Source organism: Campylobacter sp. 2352 PW (assembly GCF_024723575.1).
Lineage (GTDB): Bacteria > Campylobacterota > Campylobacteria > Campylobacterales > Campylobacteraceae > Campylobacter_D.
In genome coordinates this window covers 1-569 of sequence record NZ_JANQCX010000044.1, presented here as the reverse complement: position 1 = coordinate 569, position 569 = coordinate 1, and the positions used below count along the sequence as shown (strand labels likewise).

Below are 569 nucleotides of genomic sequence, written 5' to 3'. Positions count from 1 at the left end.
TTCAATCTCACATTCATAATTATATTAGATAAAAAGATACTATCTTTATCAAAGCTTTTTAAGTTATATTCTAGTTTTAAATATCTTTTTTGTATATCTTGCATTAAAGTTGAGAGATTATATAAACTTAAACTTTCTAATATATTTATAAATTCTATCTTACTTAAAGTATTAAAATCATTTAACAAGCTAAGATAATTACTTATAATAGAAGAAGAATTGATATTGTGAAATATAATTTTATTTTTTATATCTTCTTTAATAAAAAATTGATTATTTTTTATATAAAAATAATCTTTAAGATGATGATCACTTAATATTTGATTGTAAAAACTTAAAAGACTTTCTTTACTATTTAAGTCTATAAAATTTAAAAATATATTTTCTTTTAATAATACTTCTTGTAATTGTTTTAAGTTTTTAAAAGCTTGATTTATACTAGAAGTATTTTTTAAAGCATAAATGATATTATCATCTTTAGAAATTGTTCTATTTATATTATATTGCAATAAAGGATTTTTATAAAGTGTATCACTATTGATTAAGATATTGATATGAAAAGATTCTTT

1 protein-coding gene is annotated in these 569 nt (G+C 16.7%); it reads right to left on the bottom strand.

The window, feature by feature from the left end; translation table 11 throughout:
* Positions 1-569, bottom strand: a 569-nt coding sequence (locus CAMP5121_RS08040; RefSeq protein WP_337215300.1) for a hypothetical protein, incomplete at both ends; no start/stop codon positions are given.